21 protein-coding genes and 1 pseudogene are annotated in these 22,446 nt (G+C 71.8%); 5 read left to right on the top strand and 17 right to left on the bottom strand.

The features are described from left to right. Window positions 1-14 precede the first annotated feature (14 nt). The 4 genes from ACIRPU_RS02200 to hrcA all read right to left on the bottom strand — a co-directional run bounded on the left by ACIRPU_RS02200 (window position 15) and on the right by hrcA (window position 4,213). The gene (locus tag ACIRPU_RS02200; protein WP_403860443.1) at window positions 15-761 is read right to left on the bottom strand and encodes a 16S rRNA (uracil(1498)-N(3))-methyltransferase; all 747 of its coding nucleotides are present in this window, start codon (window positions 759-761) and stop codon (window positions 15-17) included. Further along, window positions 758-1,846 carry a nitronate monooxygenase gene (locus ACIRPU_RS02195; RefSeq protein WP_384119389.1) on the bottom strand — a complete coding sequence of 363 codons (1,089 nt, stop codon included), beginning with the start codon at window positions 1,844-1,846 and terminating at the stop codon, window positions 758-760. Before ACIRPU_RS02195 ends, ACIRPU_RS02200 begins: the two co-directional genes overlap by 4 nt. 213 nt (window positions 1,847-2,059) lie before the next feature. After that, window positions 2,060-3,196, bottom strand: a complete 1,137-nt coding sequence (dnaJ, locus tag ACIRPU_RS02190) for a molecular chaperone DnaJ (protein WP_355701283.1) — start codon at window positions 3,194-3,196, stop codon at window positions 2,060-2,062. Then, on the bottom strand, window positions 3,197-4,213 hold the full coding sequence (gene hrcA, locus ACIRPU_RS02185) for a heat-inducible transcriptional repressor HrcA (RefSeq protein ID WP_355701284.1): 1,017 nt from the start codon (window positions 4,211-4,213) through the stop codon (window positions 3,197-3,199). Window positions 4,214-4,372: 159 nt separating this feature from the next. Here hrcA and ACIRPU_RS02180 point away from each other — a divergent pair, with 159 nt between their 5' ends. Then, window positions 4,373-5,089 (top strand): MBL fold metallo-hydrolase, encoded by a 717-nt coding sequence (locus ACIRPU_RS02180; protein WP_355701285.1) that lies wholly within the window; start codon window positions 4,373-4,375, stop codon window positions 5,087-5,089. 42 nt (window positions 5,090-5,131) lie between these two features. Next, on the top strand, window positions 5,132-5,935 hold the full coding sequence (locus tag ACIRPU_RS02175) for a DUF3097 domain-containing protein (RefSeq protein WP_403860439.1): 804 nt from the start codon (window positions 5,132-5,134) through the stop codon (window positions 5,933-5,935). A gap of 151 nt (window positions 5,936-6,086) precedes the next feature. Here ACIRPU_RS02175 and hemW read toward each other — a convergent pair whose 3' ends face one another. From hemW to lepA, 5 genes are all read right to left on the bottom strand, one after another. Then, on the bottom strand, window positions 6,087-7,319 hold the full coding sequence (gene hemW / locus ACIRPU_RS02170; RefSeq protein ID WP_403860436.1) for a radical SAM family heme chaperone HemW: 1,233 nt from the start codon (window positions 7,317-7,319) through the stop codon (window positions 6,087-6,089). Between the two features lie 163 nt (window positions 7,320-7,482). Beyond that, the gene (locus ACIRPU_RS02165; protein WP_403860433.1) at window positions 7,483-8,604 is read right to left on the bottom strand and encodes a Dyp-type peroxidase; all 1,122 of its coding nucleotides are present in this window, start codon (window positions 8,602-8,604) and stop codon (window positions 7,483-7,485) included. Window positions 8,605-8,804: 200 nt separating this feature from the next. After that, complete coding sequence (locus ACIRPU_RS02160) at window positions 8,805-10,913, bottom strand: SpoIIE family protein phosphatase (RefSeq protein ID WP_403860430.1); 2,109 nt, start codon at window positions 10,911-10,913, stop codon at window positions 8,805-8,807. A gap of 225 nt (window positions 10,914-11,138) precedes the next feature. Beyond that, complete coding sequence (locus ACIRPU_RS02155) at window positions 11,139-13,013, bottom strand: AMP-dependent synthetase/ligase (protein WP_403860427.1); 1,875 nt, start codon at window positions 13,011-13,013, stop codon at window positions 11,139-11,141. Window positions 13,014-13,260: 247 nt separating this feature from the next. Continuing rightward, a complete protein-coding gene (lepA, locus tag ACIRPU_RS02150) occupies window positions 13,261-15,129 on the bottom strand; it encodes a translation elongation factor 4 (RefSeq protein WP_384123995.1) in 1,869 nt (622 codons plus the stop codon). 268 nt (window positions 15,130-15,397) lie between these two features. Between lepA and rpsT the strand changes: the two genes are divergently transcribed. Next, window positions 15,398-15,664: a 30S ribosomal protein S20 gene (gene rpsT, locus ACIRPU_RS02145; protein ID WP_020127768.1), complete on the top strand. Its 267-nt coding sequence runs from the start codon at window positions 15,398-15,400 to the stop codon at window positions 15,662-15,664. 269 nt (window positions 15,665-15,933) lie between these two features. Here the strand turns inward: rpsT and ACIRPU_RS02140 are convergent, their stop codons facing one another. The 4 genes and pseudogenes from ACIRPU_RS02140 to ACIRPU_RS02125 all read right to left on the bottom strand — a co-directional run. Further along, a complete protein-coding gene (locus ACIRPU_RS02140; RefSeq protein ID WP_355701292.1) occupies window positions 15,934-16,329 on the bottom strand; it encodes a nuclear transport factor 2 family protein in 396 nt (131 codons plus the stop codon). 111 nt (window positions 16,330-16,440) lie between these two features. Then, window positions 16,441-17,430, bottom strand: coding sequence for a DNA polymerase III subunit delta (gene holA / locus ACIRPU_RS02135; protein WP_403860422.1), 990 nt, complete (start codon window positions 17,428-17,430; stop codon window positions 16,441-16,443). A 100-nt stretch (window positions 17,431-17,530) separates the two neighbouring features. Continuing rightward, on the bottom strand, window positions 17,531-17,776 hold the full coding sequence (locus ACIRPU_RS02130) for a hypothetical protein (protein WP_355701294.1): 246 nt from the start codon (window positions 17,774-17,776) through the stop codon (window positions 17,531-17,533). 245 nt (window positions 17,777-18,021) lie between these two features. Continuing rightward, a pseudogene (locus tag ACIRPU_RS02125) lies at window positions 18,022-18,240 on the bottom strand (hypothetical protein); the annotation flags it as partial. Between the two features lie 60 nt (window positions 18,241-18,300). Here ACIRPU_RS02125 and ACIRPU_RS02120 point away from each other — a divergent pair. Beyond that, window positions 18,301-19,878: a recombinase family protein gene (locus ACIRPU_RS02120; protein ID WP_403860419.1), complete on the top strand. Its 1,578-nt coding sequence runs from the start codon at window positions 18,301-18,303 to the stop codon at window positions 19,876-19,878. 384 nt (window positions 19,879-20,262) lie between these two features. Here ACIRPU_RS02120 and ACIRPU_RS02115 read toward each other — a convergent pair whose 3' ends face one another. Genes ACIRPU_RS02115 through ACIRPU_RS02100 form a run of 4 tightly spaced genes read right to left on the bottom strand, consistent with a single transcriptional unit; the run spans window position 20,263 to window position 21,759 of the window. Next, complete coding sequence (locus ACIRPU_RS02115; protein ID WP_403860416.1) at window positions 20,263-20,469, bottom strand: hypothetical protein; 207 nt, start codon at window positions 20,467-20,469, stop codon at window positions 20,263-20,265. Continuing rightward, complete coding sequence (locus ACIRPU_RS02110) at window positions 20,466-20,804, bottom strand: hypothetical protein (RefSeq protein WP_403860413.1); 339 nt, start codon at window positions 20,802-20,804, stop codon at window positions 20,466-20,468. The genes ACIRPU_RS02115 and ACIRPU_RS02110 overlap by 4 nt, the downstream gene beginning before the upstream one ends. Continuing rightward, complete coding sequence (locus ACIRPU_RS02105; RefSeq protein WP_403860410.1) at window positions 20,801-20,974, bottom strand: hypothetical protein; 174 nt, start codon at window positions 20,972-20,974, stop codon at window positions 20,801-20,803. The genes ACIRPU_RS02110 and ACIRPU_RS02105 overlap by 4 nt, the downstream gene beginning before the upstream one ends. Continuing rightward, the gene (locus ACIRPU_RS02100; protein WP_403860407.1) at window positions 20,971-21,759 is read right to left on the bottom strand and encodes a hypothetical protein; all 789 of its coding nucleotides are present in this window, start codon (window positions 21,757-21,759) and stop codon (window positions 20,971-20,973) included. The genes ACIRPU_RS02105 and ACIRPU_RS02100 overlap by 4 nt, the downstream gene beginning before the upstream one ends. Window positions 21,760-22,209: 450 nt before the next feature. Here ACIRPU_RS02100 and ACIRPU_RS02095 point away from each other — a divergent pair, with 450 nt between their 5' ends. Then, window positions 22,210-22,404 carry a hypothetical protein gene (locus ACIRPU_RS02095; protein WP_403860404.1) on the top strand — a complete coding sequence of 65 codons (195 nt, stop codon included), beginning with the start codon at window positions 22,210-22,212 and terminating at the stop codon, window positions 22,402-22,404. Window positions 22,405-22,446 lie beyond the last annotated feature (42 nt).

The following is a 22,446-nucleotide window of genomic DNA, read 5'->3' as shown; positions in this document are numbered from 1 at the left end:
GGAGAGCGGGCGGGTCAGGACCAGCGGCCGGTCCTGCCCAGGATGAGGGACGCGGCCGCCGTGCCGGCGGTCGAGGTGCGCAGGACGCTCCGCCCGAGCCGGTACGCCTTCGCGCCCGCCTCCGCGAAGAGCGCCAACTCGTCCGGGGATACGCCCCCTTCGGGTCCCACGACGAGCACGATCTCGCCCGTGGCGGGCAGGGCGGCGGTGGCCAGGGGCTCGCTGCCGTAGTCACGGTCCTCGTGCAGGACGGCGGCGAAGTCGGCGCGGGCGAGGACCTCCGCCACCTGCCGGGACGTCGACACGTCGGCGACCTCGGGGAAGCGGACCCGACGGGACTGCTTGCCGGCCTCGCGGGCGGTGGCCCGCCACTTGGCGAGCGCCTTCGCGCCGCGCTCGCCCTTCCACTGGGTGATGCAGCGCGCGGCGGCCCACGGCACGATCGCGTCGACGCCGGTCTCGGTCATCGTCTCGACGGCCAGCTCGCCCCGGTCGCCCTTCGGCAGCGCCTGGACGACGGTGATCCGGGGCTCCTCGGCGGGCTCCTCGATCACCTCGCCCAGGCTGACCACCAGCCGGTCCTTGCCCTCGGCGGCGACGACGGCGCCGCGCGCCCAGCGTCCGGCGCCGTCGGTGAGGACGACCTCCTCACCGGTCCGCAGCCGCTTCACGGAGACGGCGTGCCGGCCCTCGGGACCGTCCAGCACGAACTCGGAGCGGGAGGACGGGAGTTCGTCGACGACGAAGACGGGCGCCGTCATACGGCACCGCCCTCACCGGCCGGGAACCCCGACAACGCTGTCCGCGCGTCGGCGAGTTCGGACACCAGGACCTCCACCAGCTGCCCGGCGGGCAGCTCGCGGGCCAGCCGGTGGCCCTGTCCCGCCCACAGCGCCATGCCCTGCGCGTCGCCCGCCTTGGCGGCCGCCTTGCGCAGCGGCGAGGTGAGGTGGTGGACCTCCGGGTAGGCGGCCGGCGCGTACGGGCCGTGCTCGCGCAGGAAGCGGTTGACCAGGCCGCGGGCCGGGCGGCCGGAGAAGGCGCGGGTCAGCTCGGTCCGCACGAAGAGGGGGTTGGTCAGCGCCTGCTTGTGCACGGCGTGCGCGCCCGACTCGGGCGTGACGAGGAACGCGGTCCCCAGCTGGGCCGCGTCCGCGCCGGCCGCGAGGACCGCGGCGATCTGGCTGCCGCGCATGAGCCCGCCCGCGGCGACGATCGGCAGGTTCACGGACTCGCGGACCTGGGCGATCAGCGCGAGCAGCCCGATGCCGGAGCGGTCGTTCTCCGGGTTGTCCCGGTGGGTGCCCTGGTGGCCGCCTGCCTCCACACCCTGCACGATCACCGCGTCCGCGCCGGCCCGCTCCACCGCGCGGGCCTCCTCGGCGGTGGTCACGGTGACCAGGGTGACCGTTCCCGCGCGCCGCAGGGAGTCCAGGACCTCGCCGCCCGGGATGCCGAAGTGGAACGACACCACCGGCACCGGGTTGTCCAGCAGCACCGAGAGCTTGGCGTCGTAGCCGTCGTCATGGCCGCTGTCCGGATCGCCCAGCTCGGTCTCGTACCAGGCGGCCTCACCGGCCAGCTGGTGGGCGTAGACCTCGATGGCGCCGGTCTCCGCGTGGTCCGGCTGCGGCATGAACAGGTTCACGCCGAAGGGACGGGCGGTGAGGCTCCGCAGCTGCTTGATCTCCTGGTACATGCCGTCGGCCGTCTTGTACCCGGCGGCGAGGAACCCGAGCCCACCGGCCTCGCACACGGCGGCCGCGAGCCGCGGGAGGGAGACACCGCCCGCCATGGGGGCCTGCACGATCGGATACGGGAAGAGATCGGTCAGTGCGGAGGACATGACGGCATGTTGTCACGTCCTCCGAACAAGTCCGAATCGACCCTTCCCATGGGCACATGCCAACGCTTTCGGCCACCGGCACGCACCACTCGGCCCGTCCGGCGCTTGAGGACGAGGCCCGTTCAGGGCCGGTACGGGGGTCCGGGGGCGCGGCCCCCGGGGACGGGAAAGGGAAGGGGCGGTGGGGGCGGCGAAACCCCCGCACACCCACCGTCACCGCCCGTTGAACGCGTCCTTCAGCCGGGAGAACAGCCCCTGCTGCCCGGGCTGGAACTGCCCGACGGGCCGCTCCTCACCCCGCATCTTGGCCAGCTCCCGCAGCACCCGCTCCTGCTCGGGATCGAGCTTGCTCGGCGTCTGGACCTCGACGTGCACGATGAGGTCACCACGCCCTCCGCCCCGCAGATGCGTGACGCCCCGGCCGTGCAACGGGATCGACTGGCCGGACTGGGTGCCGGGCCGGATGTCGACCTCCTCCAGCCCGTCCAGCGTCTCCAACGGCACCTTGGTGCCGAGCGCCGCCGCCGTCATCGGCAGCGTCACCGTGCAGTGCAGGTCGTCACCGCGCCGCTGGAACATCGCGTGCGGCAACTCGTGGATCTCGACGTACAGGTCACCGGCGGGGCCGCCGCCGGGGCCGACCTCGCCCTCGCCCGCGAGCTGGATCCGGGTGCCGTTGTCGACACCGGCCGGGATCTTCACGGTCAGCGTGCGGCGCGAGCGCACCCGTCCGTCGCCCGCGCACTCCGGGCACGGGGTCGGCACGACGGTGCCGAAGCCCTGGCACTGCGGGCACGGCCGCGAGGTCATGACCTGGCCGAGGAAGGAGCGCGTCACCTGCGACACCTCGCCGCGCCCGCGGCACATGTCACACGTCTGGGCCGTGGTGCCGGGCGCGGCACCCTCGCCGCTGCACGTGGTGCAGACGATCGCCGTGTCGACCTGGAGGTCCTTGGTCGTGCCGAAGGCCGCCTCCTCGAGGTCGATCTCCAGCCGGATCATCGCGTCCTGGCCGCGCCGGGTGCGCGAGCGCGGTCCGCGCTGCGACGCCGTACCGAAGAACGCGTCCATGATGTCCGAGAAGTTCCCGAAGCCGCCGGCGCCGAAGCCGCCCGCGCCACCGCCGCCCGACTGCGACAGCGGGTCGCCGCCGAGGTCGTAGACCTGCTTCTTCTGCGGGTCCGACAACACCTCGTAGGCGGCGTTGATCTCCTTGAACCGCTCCTGGGTCTTCGGGTCCGGATTGACGTCCGGGTGCAGCTCGCGAGCGAGCCGCCGGAAGGCCTTCTTGATCTCTTCCTGCGACGCATCGCGGCGCACGCCGAGAACGGCGTAGTAGTCCGTGGCCACTTACGACTCCGCCAGGATCTGTCCGACGTACCGTGCCACCGCTCGTACCGCTCCCATCGTTCCCGGGTAATCCATGCGGGTCGGTCCGACCACGCCCAGCTTGGCGACTGCTTCGCCGCCCGAACCGTAGCCGACCGACACCACTGAAGTGGAGTTGAGCCCCTCATAGGCGTTCTCGTGACCGATGCGTACGGTCATGCCCGAATCGCCTGCCTCGCCAAGGAGCTTGAGGAGCACGACCTGCTCCTCCAGTGCTTCCAGGACGGGCCGGATGGTGAGGGGAAAGTCATGTCCGAAGCGGGTGAGATTGGCGGTACCGCCGATCATCAGCCGCTCCTCGTTCTCTTCGACGAGCGTCTCCAGCAGGGTGGAGAGCACCGTCGTGACCGTGCCGCGGTCCTCGGCCTCGAAGGCCTCCGGCAGATCCTCCACCAGCTGCGGCACGTCCGCGAAGCGGCGCCCCGCGACCCGGCTGTTGAGCCGCGCGCGTAGATCCGCCAGAGAGGTCTCCCCGAAGGGCGCCGCGCAGTCCACCATCCGCTGCTCGACCCGCCCGGTGTCCGTGATCAGCACGAGCATCAGGCGTGCGGGCGCGAGCGAGAGGAGCTCCACGTGCCGCACGGTCGAGCGGGTCAGCGACGGATACTGCACGACGGCGACCTGCCGGGTGAGCTGCGCGAGCAGCCGTACGGTCCGGGCCACCACGTCGTCGAGGTCGACGGCGCCGTCCAGGAAGTTCTGGATGGCCCGCCGCTCGGGACCGGTCATCGGCTTGACGCCGGCCAGCTTGTCGACGAACAGCCGGTAGCCCTTGTCCGTGGGGATCCGCCCGGCACTGGTGTGCGGCTGGGCGATGTACCCCTCGTCCTCCAGGGCGGCCATGTCGTTGCGGACCGTCGCCGGGGACACGCCGAGGCTGTGCCGCTCGGTGAGCGCCTTCGACCCCACGGGTTCCTCGGTGCCGACGTAGTCCTGGACGATGGCGCGCAGCACCTGGAGCCTGCGTTCACTCAGCATCGCGCGCACACCTCCAGCAGTCGTCCCCAGTCCCCTGGGCGCCTTGTCTGGCACTCTTCACATCCGAGTGCCAGCGTTCCCCGGCCCAGTGTACGGCTGTGGGGTACACCCGGGGCAAGGTCGGCCCCTGGTGCAGCGTCGTAGGGCTAGCGTCGCGGTATGACGGTGACTTGGGAAGAGCTCGGGTGGGAGCGGGTCGCGGCCGGGGTGGGCCGGGTGCGGCTGCCGGGCTGGGACTGCACGGCGGGGCTGGTCGTCGGGGCGGGCGCGGTGCTGATGATCGACGCGGGGTCGAGCCTGGCCGAGGGGGTGCGACTGCGGGCCTGGGCCGAGGAACTCGGCGGTTCCCGTGTGACCCATCTCGCGCTCACCCACCCGCACTTCGATCATGTGTTCGGGGCGGCGGCGTTCGCGGGCGCGGAGGTCTTCGGGGCGGTGGGGGTGGACACCGTGCCGGCCGAGGAGCTGCGGGCGGACGCGGTGCGCAACGGTCTCGACGAGGCGGCGGCGACGGAGGCCGCGGACACGCTCGTCCGGCCCCGGCACCTCGTCTCCGGCGAGTGGACCCTCGACCTCGGCGGCGGCCGGCAGGTCCTGCTGGCGAACGTCGGCCCCGGTCACACCGCCCATGACCTGGCGGTCCTGGTCCCCGGCAGCCCCGAGACGGTGTTCTGCGGCGACCTCGTCGAGGAGTCCGGCGAGCCCCAGGCCGGACCCGACGCCGTACCGTCCCACTGGGCCGCCGCCCTCGACCGGCTCCTCGAACTCGGCGGCGAGGACGCGCTGTACGTGCCCGGTCACGGGGCGGTGGTGGACGCGGCGTTCGTACGGGCGCAACGCGACGCGCTGGCGACCCGTTTCGGCGTGTCGCGCTGATCGTGTGTCCCTCGGCCCCGAGCTTCTCCTATCGTCATCCGAATGCGCCAGTACTCCGCCGACCTGACCCCTCCCTGGAAGCGGCCGAAGCCGGTCCCCGAGGCCCCGGCGGAGCCCGGACTGGTGGTGGAGGAGCCCGGCACCGGGTTCTGCGGGGCGGTGATCCGCTGCGAGGCGGGCACGGTGACCCTGGAGGACCGCTTCGGCAAGCACCGGGTGTTCCCGCTGGAGCCGGGCGGCTTCCTGCTGGAGGGCAGGGCCGTGACCCTCGTGAGACCCGCGTCGTCCGCGCCCGTACGTCCCACCCGTACCGCTTCCGGTTCGGTCGCCGTCCCCGGCGCACGCGCCCGGGTCGCCCGCGCCGGCCGTATCTACGTCGAGGGCCGGCACGACGCCGAGCTGGTCGAGAAGGTGTGGGGCGACGACCTGCGCGTCGAGGGCGTGGTCGTGGAGTACCTGGAGGGCGTCGACGATCTGCCGTCGATCGTCGCCGAGTTCGCGCCGGGCCCCGACGCGAAGCTGGGCGTCCTGGTGGACCACCTCGTCCCCGGCACGAAGGAGTGGCGCATCGCCCGGTCGGTCACGAGCGAGCACGCCCTGGTCGTCGGCCACCCGTACATCGACATCTGGGAGGCCGTGAAACCGTCGTCCGTCGGGATCGAGGCCTGGCCCCGGGTGCCGCACGGCCAGGACTGGAAGACGGGCGTGTGCCGGGCCCTGGGCTGGCCGGAGAACACCGGGGCGGTCTGGCAGGCGATCCTGAAGCGGGTGGGGTCCTACAAGGACCTCGAGCCGGAACTGCTGGGCCGGGTCGAGGAACTGATCGACTTCGTGACGGTGTCCTGAGCATCCTGAGCCCCGGCCCCCGGCCCTCAGTCCTGACGCTTGACGGCTGCCGCTTGACGGCTGCCGCCTGACGCTTGACGGCTGCCGCCTGACGCCTGACGCCTGACGCCTGCGTACGGACGCCTGCGTACGGACGCCTGCGTACGGACGCTCAGTCGACCAGGTCCCGCACCACCGCGTCCGCCAGCAGCCGCCCGCGCAGGGTGAGCACGGCACGCCCCTCGTCGTAGGGGCCGCTGTCGAGCAGCCCGTCCGCCAGGGCCCGCCGCGAGGCCCCGAGTCCCTCCGGCCGCAGCAGGTCCAGCGGTACGCCCTCCCGCAGCCGCAGCTCCAGCAGGATCCGCTCCACCCGGCGGTCCTCGGCCGGCAGCAGCTCCCGTCCGGCCCCCGGGGACCGTCCGGCCGCGAGCGCCGCCGCGTACGCCCCGGGGTGCTTCACGTTCCACCAGCGGACGCCGCCCACGTGCGAGTGCGCTCCCGGGCCCGCGCCCCACCAGTCGGCGCCGCGCCAGTACAGCTCGTTGTGCAGGCAGCGGGCCGCCTCGGAGGTGGCCCAGTTGGACACCTCGTACCACTCGTAGCCCGCCGCGGCGAGGGTCTCCTCGGCGATCAGGTAGCGGTCGGCGTGGACGTCGTCGTCGGTCATCGGGACCTCGCCCCGGCGGATCCGGCGGGCGAGCTGGGTGCCCTCCTCGACGATCAGGGCGTACGCCGAGACGTGGTCGGGGGCGGCGCCCAGAGCGGCGTCCAGCGAGGCCCGCCAGTCGTCGTCCGACTCGCCGGGGGTGCCGTAGATCAGGTCCAGGTTGACGTGGTCGAAGCCGGCCGCCCGGGCCTCCGCCACACAGCGCTCGGGCCGGCCGGGGGTGTGCGTGCGGTCAAGCACCTTCAGCACGTGCTGCCTGGCGCTCTGCATGCCGAAGGAGATCCGGTTGAAGCCGCCCTGACGGAGAACGGCCAGGTAGGCGGGGTCGACGGACTCCGGGTTCGCCTCGGTCGTCACCTCCGCGTCCGCCGCCAGCCCGAACTCGTCGCGGATCGCGCCCAGCATCCGCACCAGGTCGGAGGCGGGCAGCAGGGTCGGCGTACCGCCGCCGACGAAGACCGTGCGGACCTCGCGCGGGTCGTCGCCGAGGACCTTGCGGGCCAGGCGGATCTCGTCGATCAGGGTGTCGGCGTAGTTCTCGCGGGAGGCGAGGACACCGCCGGTGCCGCGCAGCTCGGTGGCGGTGTAGGTGTTGAAGTCGCAGTAGCCGCAGCGGGTCGCGCAGTACGGGACGTGCAGATAGAACCCGAGGGGGCGGTCGGCGACGCCGGCGAGCGCGTGCGCGGGGAGCGCGCCGTCGTCGGGGACCGGCTCACCGTCGGGAAGTGCGGAAGGCATGTCGTCCATTGTCCCGTACGTCCGACCCCACCCCGGATGCCCCGGCATCCTGGGACCCCGGGGCCACACCCACCGGCCCGTGAACCGGCTGCCGGGCGGAGGCGGTACCGGGCGCTGCCGGGCGGACGCGATGTCGGGCGGACGCCGGACGCCAGGCGGGCGGTCAGCCCAGCAGCTCCGCGCCCAGCGGCCGCCCCGCCCGCGCGCCCGGCAGGATGTACGCCACCGCCGAGCCCCGCGCCTCGGTGAACCCGCTCAGCTCGTCCTGAGTCGCCATCCGGCGCTGCACCCGTGCGAAGAGCGCGGGGTCCCGCATGAACGCGAGGAACAGCAGGCCCTGGTCGGTGGGGCCGTCGGCGTAGGAGTAGCCGCGGCGCAGCATCCGGGCCCCCGCGTCGAGGCGGGGACTGACGGCCCGGACGTGGGAGCGCGGCGGGGCGGCGTCCACGGGCCCTCCGGCCGACGGACCTCCCGCCGAGGGACCTCCGGCCGGCGGCCCGCCGTCCAGCGGGCCGCCGGTCGAGCGGTCACGGCCGATGATCTCCTCCTGGCGGCGCACCGCGAGCCGCGCGAAGTCCTCGACGCGCAGATGGACCCGCCGTACGACGAGGTAGGTGGCGTTGCCCGACCACACCCAGCGTTCACACTCCTCGGGGGTGGGATTGGCGGGCCCGTCCGGGAAGCCGAGCAGGCTGCGCGGGGTGGTGCCGCCGTCGGGGGACGGGGGCAGGAAACCGTCCTGCCGCCAGCGCGGGTACAAAATCTCGCCGGCCAGCCGGGTCAGGGTCGAGGCGATCCCCTCGGTGGCGTCCGCGGTGTCGGCGCAGAGCTGCACCAGCAGGTCGCCGCCGCAGCGGTCGGGGTCGAGACGGTCACCGGTGAAGGCGGGCAGGTCACGCAGGGCGGCCGGGGCCCGCAGGCCGAGACGCGCGGGGAGCGCGGGACCGATGCCGAGGGTGGCGGTGAGGCGGGCGGCGCGCGAGCTGTCCGACTCCAGCGTCCCGGCGAGGGCCTGCGTCCAGGTCCCGAGCACCGCCTTCAGCGCACGCACGCCCGCCGCGCCGCGCAGGGCGGGGTCGAGATCGTACGCCAGGAGCAGGACGGTGGCCTGCCGCGGGGTCGTCACCCCGGCCTGGCGCAGGCCGTGGAAGCCGGGCTCGCGGGCGTCCTCGGGCGGATCGGCGTCGCGGGTACAGGCGGTCACGGTCAGCCCGAGCCCCGCGCCGGTGATCAGGACGCGTCGACGGGCGGGCGTCTCACTTACGGCATTCGTCGCCTTCGGCACGAACCGGACGATACATGCGCAGACCCGACCGCCCGGTCTCCCCCGCCTCGCCCGACAGCCCCGGCCCCCTCCTGGCCGCCGACCCAGCCTCCTCCTGCCTGCCGACCCAGCCCCCTCCTGGCCGCCGACCCACCCGCCTTCGACCGGCTCCGCCACCCTCGCCACCGCGCCGACCCCGGGCGGACGGGCACGAGCGGCGGCTACTCCGCCTGAAGGACCAGCAGCGCCAGGTCGTCGTCCGGCGGCTGGTCGCCGAACTCGTGGACCAGCCGCCGGATCCGTTCCGCGATCAGCTCCGCGTCGAGTCCGACGCAGCCCGCCAGCGCCGCGGCGAGACCGTCCTCGTCGTCGAACTGGCGGAGGCCCGACCGCCGTTCGGTGACGCCGTCGGTGACGCACAGCAGGCTGTCGCCTGGCCGCAGCTCCAGACTGTCGCTGGTGTACGTGACGTCCTCGATGACCCCGAGCAGGGTCTGCGGGCGCCCGCCCGTGGCGACCGAGCCGTCCGGCCCGAGCAGCAGCGGCAGCGGGTGCCCGGCGGAGGCGAGGGTGCAGCGGACCCCTCCCTCGAAGGGGGCCAGTTCGCCGTAGAGGAGCGACAGGAAGCGGGTCTGCGGGCCGTCGCCCGGCCCGGCGGGGCCGACGAAGGCGCGGGCGGCGGCGTCGGCGGCCTCGGTCGCGTCGTCGAGGAGGAGCTGGTTGAGCCGGTCCAGGACGTCGGCCACGCCATAGCCCTCGCGGGCCAGCAGCCGCAGCCAGGGCCGGGCGAGGCCGATGACGACGGCCGCCTCCGGACCCTTGCCCTGCACATCGCCCACCGCGAAGCACCAGCGGCCGTCGCCCGCCGGGAACAGGTCGTAGAAGTCGCCGCTCGGGCCGCCCTGCTCGCGCGGCTCGTAGACGAGGGCGCTGCGCACCCCGGGGATCTCGGCGACCGCGCCGGGCAGCAGCCCGCGTTGCAGCACGGCGCTGATGGTGGCCTGGCGGGCGTACTGACGGGCCGCTCCGATGGCGAGCGCCACCCGGCGGCCGAGATCCTCGACGAGCCCGGTGACCTCGTCGGCGAAGGCCGGCAGCCCGGCCTGCCCGATGACCAGGGTGCCGAGCGGCCGGCCGCCGGCGACCAGCCGGTAGGCGAGGGCCGTGCCGTTCGGGCCGAGCGCCGCGCCGGGCCAGGGGAAGGGCTCGGGCCCGGAGCGGGGGCCGCCGTCGGGCGGACAGGGGGGATCCTTCTCCAGGGCCCGGCGCAGCTCCTCGACGCGGTTCTCGCAGCCGTGCCAGACCCGGGCCAGCCGGGGCCCGGGCCCGCCGGCCCACTCACCGCGTCCGCTCACCTCGTCCTCCAGCCACACCGCGCACCAGTCGGCGAGCCGGGGCACGAGCAGCTGGCCGGTCAGCGCGGCCACCAGATCCTCGTCGAGCTGCCCGGCGAGCAGATCGGACGCCTCGGCGAGGAAGGAGAGGGCGCCGCGGTTGAGCCAGTCCCGGTCGCGCGACCCGACCGGTTGCGGAACCGGGGCCAGGGCCTCCAGGAGACCCGGGGCGGCGTCGTCGAGCGGGCGGTCGGAGTGGGCGGTGAGACCGGCGTGGCTGAAGCAACCGAGGTGTCCCGCGCGACCGGGGACGTCGTGCTCATGGCCGGGACGCGGCTGGTCGCCACGGCCGGGGAGGTCGGCGTCGTGGGACTCGGCGGCCGTCGGCAGCAGCCGGGCCCAGACCGTCTTCGTCCCCCTGCGGTACGTCACCCCCCAGGCGTCGGCCATCGCGGCGACCAGGCGCAGGCCGCGGCCGTACTCCGGCGTCCCGTACGACGGTTCGGCGGTGCCGTCGCGCGGGGCGCGGGAGGGGTGGTGGTCGGAGACCTCGACGACGACCGCGCGGCAGCCGCCGGGACGCCCGGGGTGCTCGGGATCCTCCTCCAGCCGGCAGGCCAGCTCGACGTCGGTGCCCGCGTGCACGACGGCGTTCGTGACGAGCTCGCTGACGACGAGCGTGGTGTCCTCCGCGAGGCGCTCGCCGGGTTCCCGGGCCTCCCCGGTCCGCCCGGCCTCTCCGGCCCGCCCGGTCTCCCCGGTCTCCACGGTCGGCCCGGTCTGCCCGCTCTCCCTGGCCCCCTTCGCGCCGAGCAGGCCGAGGCCGGCCCACTCCGTCAGCGCGGCGCGCACCAGCTCGCGGGCGGCGCCGGGCGCGAGGGGGCTGCCGTTCAGGGTCGCGCGGATGTGCGGGAGCGCGACCGAGTGCGTACTCGGGTGCGCGGGCGCGCCCTGGGCACGGGACACGGTGTCCCGTTGCGTCGGAATGGCCCCCATGCGCAGCTCCCCGGGCGGTTCGGATGCCCACAGGGTGACAGACCGATCCCGGCCATGAGCGCTGGGTTACCGAAGTGGGCCGTCCTGGGCGAGAACCGTGCTACGCAGCTGTCCGCATGTGCTCGATGAAGCGCGGTTGAGGGGCGGAATCCGAGCATTCGGACTCCGCCCCGGCCGCGCGCCGACGCGCCGTGTCCCGCGCCGTCGCGCCCCCGCGCTCCCGTGCTACGCCTCGCGCGATCCGGCGTACATCTCGTCGATGAGGTGCTTGTACTCCCGCTCCACGACGGGCCGCTTCAGCTTCAGGCTGGGCGTGATCTCGCCGTGCTCGACGTCCAGGTCCCGGGGCAGCAGCCGGAACTTCTTGATGGTCTGCCAGCGCTGGAGACCCTCGTTGAGCTGCTTGACGTAGCCGTCGATGAGCTCCACGGTGACGGGCGCGGCGACGACGTCCGCGTACGACTTTCCGGCCAGCCCGTTGTCCTTCGCCCAGTCGAGGAGCGACACCTCGTCGAGGGCGATGAGCGCCGTGCAGAAGTTCCGGTCGGCGCCGTGCACGAGGATGTTGGAGACGTACGGGCACACCGCCTTGAACTGTCCCTCGACCTCGGCGGGCGCGATGTACTTGCCGCCGGACGTCTTGATGAGGTCCTTCTTGCGGTCGGTGATGCGCAGGTACCCGTCGGGCGACAGCTCGCCGATGTCGCCGGTGTGGAACCAGCCGTCGGCCTCCAGGACCTCGGCGGTCTTCTCCGGGAGCCCGTGGTAGCCCTCCATGATGCCGGGGCCGCGCAGCAGGATCTCGCCGTCGTCCGCGATCCGCACCTCGGTGCCGGGCAGCGGCTTGCCGACCGTGCCGGTGCGGTAGGCCTCACCGGGGTTGACGAAGGAGGCCGCGGAGGACTCCGTCAGGCCGTAGCCCTCGAGGATGTGGATGCCGGCGCCGGCGAAGAAGTAGCCGATCTCCGGTGCGAGCGCCGCCGACCCGGAGACACACGCGCGCAGGTTGCCGCCGAAGGCCTCGCGGATCTTGGCGTAGACGAGCGCGTCGGCGACCTTGTGCTTGGCGCCGAGCCCGAAGGGGACGGCGGCGGTGCCGGTGCGCCGGAAGTTGTCCTGGGCGGCCTTGGCGTACTCGCGGGAGACCTCGGCGGCCCACTGGAAGATCTTGAGCTTGGCCCCGCCGCCCGCGCGGGCCTTGGCGGCGACCCCGTTGTAGACCTTCTCGAAGATGCGCGGCACGGCGGCCATGTACGTCGGCCGGACGACCGGCAGGTTCTCGATGATCTTGTCGACGCGGCCGTCGACGGCGGTGACGTGCCCGACCTCGATCTGGCCGGAGGTGAGGACCTTGCCGAAGACGTGCGCGAGCGGCAGCCACAGGTACTGCACGTCGTCGGGACCGACCAGGCCGGTCGCGGCGATCGCCTTCGCCATGTACGACCAGTTGTCGTGCGGCAGCCGGACGCCCTTGGGCCGGCCGGTGGTGCCGGAGGTGTAGATGAGGGTGGCGAGCTGATCCTTGGTGATCGCGCCGACCCGCTCCTTGATCAGCTCGGCTTCCTTCTCCAGCCGGGCCGCGCCGCGCTTCTCCAGCTCGTCGAGGGTGAGGATCCAGTCGGCGGTCTCCACACCGGCCGGGTCGATCACGACCACATGGGTGAGGGCGGGCAGCTCGGCCCGCTTCTCGACGGCCTTGGCGAGCTGGGCCGCGTCCTCGGCGATCAGCACCTTGGACTCGGAGTCCGCGAGGATGAACGCGGACTCGTCGGCGTTGGTCTGCGGGTAGACGGTGGTCGTGGCGGCCCCGGCGCACATGATGCCGAGGTCGGCGAGGATCCACTCGAGCCGGGTCGAGGCGGCGAGCGCGACGCGCTGCTCGGCCTGTACGCCCAGCTCGATGAGGCCGGCCGCGATCGCGTAGACCCGTTCGGCGGCCTGCGCCCAGCTCAGCGACTTCCAGTCGTCGGGGCCCTCGCCGGCCGCGGCCGGTACCGGGTACCGGTATGCCTCGGCGTCGGGCGTGGCCGCCACGCGCTCCAGGAAGAGGCCCGCGACGGACGGCGGACGGTTCTCGATCAGTGTCTGTGTGTCGCTCACGACATCCTCCGGGCCCGCGACGATGCGGCTGGCTCATTGCGGCGTCGTTCGACGCGGCGGTTGCTGACAGCGGCGGTTGTTGACGGCGGCTGTTGTTTAACTCACGAGTAACTACCGAGCAGGGATCAGAGTAGAGGGCGACTGGCCAGCACGTAAGAGGCTCCGGGCAGTCACTTTCCCCTGAATACAGCCACAGGGCCCGCCGCGCTGTCGCGCGACGGGCCCTGAAAACCTGCGTGGATCGTGACTATTTCTTGCCCTTGCCCGATCCCGGGTTGTCATCACTGCTCAGGACGGCGATGAAGGCCTCCTGCGGAACCTCCACGGAACCCACCATCTTCATCCGCTTCTTGCCCTCCTTCTGCTTCTCCAGCAGCTTCCGCTTACGGGAGATGTCACCGCCGTAGCACTTGGCGAGGACGTCCTTACGGATGGCGCGGATGGTCTCGCGGGCGATGACCCGGGAGCCGATGGCCGCCTGGATGGGCACCTCGAAGGCCTGCCGCGGGATGAGCTCGCGCAGCTTGGCGACGAGCCGCACGCCGTACGCGTACGCCGCGTCCTTGTGCGTGACCGCCGAGAAGGCGTCCACCTTGTCGCCGTGCAGCAGGATGTCGACCTTGACCAGGCTGGAGGCCTGCTCGCCGGTGGGCTCGTAGTCCAGGGAGGCGTAGCCGCGCGTCTTGGACTTCAGCTGGTCGAAGAAGTCGAAGACGATCTCCGCGAGGGGGAGCGTGTAGCGGATCTCGACCCGGTCCTCGGAGAGGTAGTCCATGCCGAGCAGGGTGCCGCGCCGGGTCTGGCACAGCTCCATGATCGAGCCGATGAACTCGGAGGGCGCGAGGATCGTGGCGCGTACGACGGGCTCGTACACGTCGTCGATCTTGCCCTCGGGGAACTCGCTCGGGTTGGTGACGGTGTGCTCGGAACCGTCCTCCATGACCACGCGGTAGACCACGTTCGGCGCGGTGGCGATCAGGTCGAGCCCGAACTCGCGCTCGAGCCGCTCACGGATCACGTCGAGGTGCAGCAGACCCAGGAAGCCGACGCGGAAACCGAAGCCGAGCGCGGCGGAGGTCTCCGGCTCGTACACCAGCGCGGCATCGTTGAGCTGGAGCTTGTCGAGGGCGTCGCGCAGCTCGGGGTAGTCGGAGCCGTCCAGCGGATACAGACCCGAGAAGACCATCGGCTTCGGGTCCTTGTAACCGCCCAGCGCCTCGGTGGCGCCCTTGTGCAGGGTGGTGATGGTGTCACCGACCTTGGACTGACGGACGTCCTTCACGCCGGTGATCAGATAGCCGACCTCACCGACGCCGAGGCCGTCGGCCGACTTCATCTCGGGGGCCGAGACGCCGATCTCCAGCAGCTCGTGCGTCGCGCCGGTGGACATCATGCGGATCCGCTCACGCTTGTTGAGCTGACCGTCGATGACACGCACGTACGTCACGACACCGCGGTAGGAGTCGTAGACCGAGTCGAAGATCATCGCGCGCGCGGGGGCGTCCTGGACGCCGACCGGGGCGGGGACCTCGGCCACGACCCGGTCCAGCAGCGCCTCGACGCCCAGACCGGTCTTGGCGGAGACCCTGAGCACGTCCGCGGGGTCGCAGCCGATCAGGTTGGCGAGCTCCTCGGAGAACTTCTCGGGCTGGGCGGCCGGAAGGTCGATCTTGTTCAGTACGGGGATGATCTTGAGGTCGTTCTCCATCGCCAGGTAGAGGTTGGCGAGAGTCTGGGCCTCGATGCCCTGGGCGGCGTCGACCAGGAGGACGGTCCCCTCACAGGCGGCCAGCGACCGGGACACCTCGTACGTGAAGTCCACGTGCCCGGGGGTGTCGATCATGTTGAGGATGTGGGTCTTGCCCGGATCCCCGGTCGGGGCCCAGGGCAGTCGGACCGCCTGGGACTTGATCGTGATGCCGCGCTCGCGCTCGATGTCCATGCGGTCGAGGTACTGAGCACGCATCTGCCGCTGATCGACCACTCCGGTCAGCTGGAGCATGCGGTCGGCGAGCGTGGACTTGCCGTGGTCGATGTGCGCGATGATGCAGAAATTGCGGATCAGAGCCGGGGCGGTACGGCTCGGCTCGGGCACATTGTTAGGGGTCGCGGGCACGCAGGGTCCTGTCTCTTGAGGCGCCTTGTGCCTCGGGTCGGATCGATACGTAGGCTCCATGGTCCCACGGGTGGGGACCAGGGACCGGTTTGGGCCACTCGGGGAGCCACTGGTAGTCTGGGCAGCTGTGTCTCCTGCCCTCTCAGCACAAGGCACATCTCCTCGGAGAACTTCTCGGACAACACTCTCGGGGAGCTTCGGGGTATCTCGGAAAATCATCGGCACGGGACCTTCGCGGGCCCGTGCCTGAACCTGAAAAGGCTCATTCGTGGCGAACATCAAGTCCCAGATCAAGCGGATCAAGACCAACGAGAAGGCTCGGCTGCGCAACAAGGCCGTCAAGTCCTCCCTGAAGACCGCGATCCGCAAGGCCCGCGAGGCTGCTGCCGCGGGTGACGTCGAGAAGGCCACCGAGTACCAGCGCGCCGCGGCGCGTCAGCTCGACAAGGCCGTCTCGAAGGGCGTCATCCACAAGAACCAGGCCGCCAACAAGAAGTCGGCGCTTGCTTCCAAGGTCGAGACCCTCAAGGGCTGATCCCCTCAGATCTGATCGCCGGAAGGACCAGGGCGGGCCCTCTCTCATCCGCCCCCGACCGGCACCCCCGGATCGCGCACGGCCTGCGTTCGCCACGCGGGCGCGATCCAGCAGTTCGAAGCTCTGAACCGAAGGCCCCCGCGCCTCGCCCTTCCCCAGGGCGGGTACGGGGGCCTTCGGTCTGCCCGGGGCCGTATTCTCCGACGGTCACCCGGGGCCGTCTTCTCCGACAGTCACCCGGGATCGTGACCGTCGGGGCCGTCGGGGTGTCAGGACCAGAAGTCGTTGCTCGTGTCGATGTCTTCGACGCACTCGTCGAGATCGCTGATCTTGTCACCGACGATCCGGAAGACGATGCCCCCGTTGTCGTCCATGTGCTTGCCGTTGCGGTCCGCGGTGATCCGGTGCAGGGAGACGGCGTGCCCACGGCCGTCGACGAGCACGGTGCGCAGGTCGACGCGCAGCGAACCGCCCGTCTCCGAGAACAGCTTGCCGTACATCTCCATGACCGCGTCGAGGCCCTTGAAGTCCCCGGAGAGCATGTGGGAACCGGGCACGTGGTGCGTACAGTCCCCCGTCATCATCCCGCGCAGGGCGTCCATGTCTCCGCGGGTGAAGGCCTCGTATCCCTTGCGGACGAGTGCCGCGTGCGGGTGTTCAGCCATGTCGATCGCCACCTTTCGCATGCGCCGGCGATGTGCGGCTGGTACCCCCGATTCTCCTCCCCGGCGGGGGAACGGCTACTGGATCACGCCGGTGACACCTGGGATGTACGGCTACCCGCGCCCCCCGGACCGCGCCGCCCGCGCGATCGCCACGACGGCCTTCTCGAGGGCGTACTCGGGGTCGTCACCGCCGCCCTTCACTCCCGCGTCCGCCTCGGCGACGGCCTGGAGCGCGACGGCCACTCCGTCCGGCGTCCAGCCCCGCATCTGCTGGCGCACCCGGTCGATCTTCCAGGGTGGCATGCCCAGCTCCCGCGCGAGATCGGCCGGCCGGCCGCCGCGCGCCGAGGACAGCTTGCCGATGGCCCGCACTCCCTGGGCCAGCGCACTGGTGATCAGCACCGGCGCGACCCCGGTCGCCAGCGACCAGCGCAGCGCCTCCAGCGCCTCGGCGGCACGCCCCTCCACCGCCCGGTCGGCGACGGTGAAGCTCGAGGCCTCGGCCCGCCCGGTGTAGTACCGCCCGACGACGGCCTCGTCGATGGTCCCCTCGACATCGGCGACCAGCTGGGACACGGCCGACGCCAGCTCCCGCAGATCGCTGCCGATGGCGTCGACGAGCGTCTGGCAGGCCTCGGACGTGGCCGACCGCCCGGTCGCCCGGAACTCCTGTCGTACGAAGGCCAGCCGGTCCGCCGGCTTGGTCATCTTCGGACAGGCCACCTCCCGCGCCCCCGCCTTGCGCGCGGCGTCCAGCAGCCCCTTGCCCTTGACTCCGCCGGCGTGCAGCAGCACCAGCGTGATCTCCTCGGCGGGCGCCCCCAGGTACGCCTTGACGTCCTTCACCGTGTCGGCGGACAGATCATGCGCGTTGCGTACGACGACGACCTTGCGCTCCGCGAAGAGCGACGGGCTGGTCAGCTCGGCGAGCGTGCCGGGCTGCACCTGCTCCGGGGTCAGGTCGCGCACGTCCGTGTCGGCGTCGGCGGCCCTGGCGGCGGCCACCACCTCCTGCACGGCACGGTCGAGCAGGAGGTCCTCCTGTCCCACGGCAAGCGTCAGCGGGGCGAGCGGGTCGTCATTCGCAGTCTTCCTGGCCATCACGGACAGCATCCCACGAGCCACTGACAACCCGACCCCCACCGACGAGCCGCCAAGGTGCCGCCGACCGGCCGCCAAGGAGCCCGCCGACGGGTCCCGCTCACGGCTCCTCCCGCCAGCCCTCCCACTCCCCCGCGAACTCGTCCAGCGCCGCCGCGTCGAGCCGTTCCTCCTCGTCCCGCAGCAGGACGAGCCACTGCGCGTCCTCCGCGTCGTCCTCCCCCGCCAACGCGTCCCGGACGACCCGCGGCTCCTCACGCACACCGAACCGCTCCCCGAGCGCCTGGGCCACCTCATCGGCGGCATCGCGATCGGGCAGCACCAGCACATGTCTCACATCACTCACCGCACCATTTTCCGACACGCCCAGGAGACAGCGCTCCAACCGGTCCCCCAGAGGTCCACCCCGACCGTTCAGCTCGACCTTTCACCCCGACCTTTCAGCTCGACTAGTCAGCTCGACCTTTCAGCTCGACTAGTCAGCCCGGTCGGTCACCTCAGCCGGTCGCCCCCGCCGGTCACCCCCGCCGGTCACTCCAGCCGGTCGCCCCGGGCCGGTCACTCCAGCCGTCGCCGAGAGGCTCTCCGTGTTCAGTCCCGCGTCACCCGCAGCTCTCCTCCCGTCCCGGCGGCCACCGCCAGCGCCCCGTCCCGGTCCGTCCGCAGCACAGTCGCCCCTCCCGCGCGCAGCGCCGCGACCGTGCTCGGCGCGGGGTGTCCGTACGGGTTGTCCGCGCCGCAGGAGATCAGCGCCAGCCGTGGCGCCACGGCGCGTATCAGGTCAGGATCCTGGTAGGCGGAGCCGTGGTTCCGCCTTAGTCCCTAGGGGACAAGGAACAGTGACAGGGGAACAGGGAGGGGGCGGGGGCAATGACCGCCACGACACAACGCATCGCCGCAGAGGTTGTAGTGCGGACCGCGAGAGAGTACCTGCGCGTCAGCAAGGGCCGGAACCGGTCGACCAAGAGCACCCGCGACCAGCACAGCGACAACCTGGCGGCCGAACTGGACCACGGCCCGTGGGCGTGGGGCGAGCCCTACGAGGACACTGGCAGTGCCAGCAAATACGCGCGCAAGATCCGCGACGACTTCGAACAGATGCTGGCCGACCTGCAATCCGGTGCTTTCGGCAAGCCCGGTGACGTCCTGGTGCTGTGGGAGATCAGCCGCCTGGCCCGCGAGACCGGCCGGGGCGTAGCCCTCGTGGACGCCTGCGAGGACGGCGGCTACCTGATCCACATCACGTCCCACGAGCGCACCTACAACCCCGCCAACTACCAGGACCGGCATAGCCTGATCAGCGGCATCAACGACGCGGAGAAGGAAGCCCGGCTGCTGTCCGCACGCACGCTTCGCGGCCTCAACGGCGCAGCCCGCGAGGGGCGTCCGCAGGGTCAACTGCCCTTCGGCTATCGCCGGGACTACGAGGTGGTGGACGGCCGCCCGCGCCCCGTCACGCAATACCCGGACCCCGAGACCGGCCCCCTGGTCAAGGAGCTGTACGAGCGCGTGGCGGGTGTGGACAGCAGGCTGCCAGAGCCCATGTACGCCATAGCCCGGGACTGGGAGAAGCGCGGTGTGACCGGGAAGAACGGGAAGGCGTTCACTCCCCAGAGCCTCCGTTCAATGCTGCTGCGGCCGGCCAACGCCGGGCTGCGCAAGCACAACGGCGTCCTGACGCCTGAGCAGTGGGAGGGGTGGACGCCGATCGTCGGTCGCGAACTGTTCGACCAGGTCCAGCGGCTCCTGGCCGACCCGTCCCGCCGGAACTACACCGGCGAACACATTCAGCACGTGCTGACCATGACGATCAAATGCGACGTCTGCGGGGCCGGAATGGTGGTCGTCACCCGCAGGCGGAAGGGTTCCAGGGACGCGGTCGGCTACCAGTGCGGGGCCCGGGGCCACGTGTGGATCCCCAAGGCGGAGACGGACCGGGTGCTGATCGGCGACCTGGAGGCGGCGGACCTCGAGACCAGGGAGCCCCGGCCCGTGTTGGGCGTGATCCTCGCCTACCTGTCCGCCCCGCAGCGTCTCGCACGGCTGCGACGGCCGGCCGCCGACCGCACCGAGGCGGAGGCCGCCGTGCGCGCCGAACTGGACGGCCTGCGCGCCGAGCTGGAGGTGCTGGAGGCCGCGCCGCGTCCAAAGACAGCCCGTGCGCGCCTCCAGCGCACGGCTGACATGGAGGAGCTGGAGCAGGACGCCGCCGCCCTCGAGGCGAAGCTGGCCCGGATGACGGCCCCGGACCCGCTGGAGGGCATCCTGCCCACCGACCCGGGGGCCGACCTCGTGGCGTGGTGGGAGGCGGCCGGGGTGCAGCGTCAGCGCGCCGTGGCGGGCCTTCTGCTGGCCCCTGAAGTCCTCGGGCAAGTACGTGTGATGCGGGCGCCCAGCCGTACGTCCGTGCCCGTTACGGAGCGGCTGAGGTGGGTCCGTGCCGAGTGACCCTGCGGTTGTCCCCCTGCCGGGAACAAGGGGACAAAGTCGGGGGACACGCGCGATCTTGTCCCGCTGAACCTCTTGCCTCTTTCTCCGGGCGCAAGAGATCTTGTCCCGCCTTACACCAGCCCTCATCTGCAACGGGACACCAACGATCTTGTCCCGAGGGCGAGTGGCTCTCGCCCGGATGCTTCCCTCTCTCGCCGGGACATGAGCCACCTGGCGAACTGAACCTCTCGCCTTTCGCCCTTTCGCTCCGAGGCGTATTCAGGGGCCGAAAGCGATCTTGTCCCCGCGCATGACAGAGCCCCGCCGGGCGGAAGGAGACGGTCTTCCCGGCGGGGCTCTGCGTGTCCCGGCCCCGAGGTGCCCAGTCCCGGGGCCGGTGGCTTACACCGGCCAGATGCGGCCGTCGTCGTCCTTGCGGACTTCCCGGCACCGGTGCAGGTACCCGAGCACCAACGGGGCCGACAGGCGGTCGTGAGCGCGCTCCAGGCGCTCCGTCAGTTCGTCCAGCGTCAGCCCGGGGTGAGCCGCGAGGATCTGCCGGAACCTTGCGCGGGCCGCTGGGCTGACCGGCTGCGTTATGGAGGTCATGACAGCCCCGCCCGGATCAGGCACTCCGCTATCCGCTCGCGTTCCTCGTCGGTCCAGAACGGGTCCCGGATCACCTCGCCGAGGGTCTGCAACTCGCCCCACGTCACGCCCAGCACCTGTTCCATCGCGGCCAGGGCGGAGCGCGCGCGGGCCGCCGCGTGCACGAGCTGCGCGCGGGTGGCGTCCATGATGGGCGGCCGGTTCGCCGGGGTCAGGTCCACGCCCGTGGTGAGCTGGACCAATTCCACGACCGTTCCCACGGCGGCCCGGTAGTCCTGGGTCAGTGCCTCTATCGCCTCGCGGCCGTTGTCGATGAGTTCCTGCCGGGCCGTCATCGCTCGCTCCTCTCCCGCAGATCGAACAGGGCTCCGCCGCCCGCGAGGCCGTACCGGATCTTGACGCGCCGGCGGTCCGGATCGGACAGGGCGTCGAAGTGGGCCAGGCACGGCCGCCAGTCGGAGCCGTTCCCGGAGCAGGCGCAGCGGCCTGTAGCTGCCCGGCTCATCGGTACGCCTGGGTGCGGTCGTGCGTGCCGAACACGGCCGCGTGACCGTCGCAGTACCGCGTCCGCGTGCAGCCGCAGGCCATCACAGCACCCCGCGTGGACCTGGCTGCCGCTGTGAGGGCCGTAGCCGGGTCTACTGACGCCAGGCGCCGGATGGCTTCCGTGCGGCGGCGAGAGGCCGTACCGAGCGCGTCCTCAGCAGCCCGGAACTCCTGCCGGACGCGGGACTGTTCGGCCTCGAGGGCCGCGTCCAGCCGGTCGGCCTGCGCCCGGCCCCGGGCCAGTCGGCGCTCGCGGTCCTCGGCGGCCCACCGCTCCCGGTCCCTCGGGCACGGCTGCGCCCCGAGCAGCGCGACATACGCCGGGGAGTCCGCAGGCCGCAGCCCTCCCAGTGCACGGGCGGACGCATCGGCGTAGCACCAGCGGCAGTGTGTGCGCCAGGTGTCCCTCGGGATCGCAGCCGTCTCCACGGCGGCCCGGCCGAACAGGGCCACCGCGTCGGAATTCAACGTGCGCAAGGTGTCGCGGCCACGCGGCGACGAGATGACGCGCCGGGCCTGGTCGGGGTTGGCGATGTCTTCGCGGCCGTCCGCGAGGACGACCATGTCCAGATCCTCGTCCGGCCAGATGGTCCGGCGCACCTGCTGCGCGAACGTCAGGGCGTCCGGCTGCCGCGCGGAGGCTTCCGTCCGCCGCTCGTGGAGCAGCCGGGTCACGTCGTCCTCGCGAACGGCGGCGGGCTGGCCGGCGCGCGAGGCGTCCCGGATGTTTCCCGTGCTGATCATGTATCGCAGGCCCCGTTCGCTGAGTCCGAGGACTCGGGCCGCCATTGCCACCGGTATCTGACCCATCGTCCGACCTGCCCCGTTCAATTCCGGAAAGTGTTGTTCCGGAAGGAAGATACGCTCGATTCCGGCGCACGCTTTCCGGAACCGGACCGGCCGAGATCGGAGCCGGGAGGCGTGCGCCTTATGAATTAGCTAAATCAACTCCCGTGCAAGTGCCGCAGGTTGGTTTAACTAAAACATCAAACCGTTACGGATAGAGCGTTCCTGACGCCGTTTCGACTGGCAATTGAGCGGCTAAATTACATGTGTAGGCCCCGGACGGGCCGCGATGCGGGTACGGCGCTCGCCAGGAACACCGGCTATGCACGCAGGTCGTAGGAGGGGAGAGCCCTCCAGCCGAAGGAACCCGGAGCCTGAGGGCTCCGCCGAACCTTCGTGGAGTGCCACGTGCCCAGGAAGTACGTTCTGAAGAACCCGGCGTCCCCTGAAGTCCGCCGCGAGCGCGCGCAGAAGGCGCGAGCCGCGCAACTGTCGGTAGAGCACTACGTCCAGAAGATCGTGGACCGTGCCCCCGAGCTGACCTCGGAGCACCTCGACAAGCTGCGGTCCCTGCTCGTTCCGGCGGGGGGCGCCACCGAATGAACGCATACGTAGAAAGCCCCGGCGGCAACCGGGGCTCTCAGA

The organism is Streptomyces sp. NPDC102259 (assembly GCF_044766465.1).
Taxonomy (GTDB): domain Bacteria; phylum Actinomycetota; class Actinomycetes; order Streptomycetales; family Streptomycetaceae; genus Streptomyces.
The sequence above is the reverse complement of the archived record's forward strand: the minus strand, read 5'-3'. Positions and strand labels throughout refer to the sequence as shown.